This is a genomic window from Bacillus cereus group sp. BfR-BA-01383, assembly GCF_022663495.1.
GTDB lineage: Bacteria > Bacillota > Bacilli > Bacillales > Bacillaceae_G > Bacillus_A > Bacillus_A cereus_AU.
Map to the genome: position 1 here is coordinate 1 of NZ_JAKUFP010000130.1, position 278 is coordinate 278.

The window sequence follows — 278 nt, forward strand, 5'->3', positions numbered from 1 at the left end:
TTTCAATCAGTTCTTGTAGATAATGTCCATCTGATTTTTCACCTGTTGTAACGACTGCTGCTGTAATAATACGTTCATCACTAATTGCTAAGTGTGTTTTATAACCAAAGAAAGAACTGTCTGCTGTTTTATGTCCTACTCGTGCATCGGTATCTGTTGAATAATTTAGATGTTCTTGCGTATCTTCTACAGATTCTTTTAACACGTTCAATTTTTCCTTTACGGCCGGTAGATGAGCGATTTGTGGTTTGTTTTCAATAATGGCAATCAATTTTTCA

At 34.9% G+C, this 278-nt stretch carries 1 protein-coding gene; it reads right to left on the bottom strand.

Annotated features, from left to right (window positions below):
* The coding region (locus MR065_RS27260) for a transposase (RefSeq protein WP_242215751.1) at window positions 1-278 on the bottom strand (278 nt) is incomplete at both ends.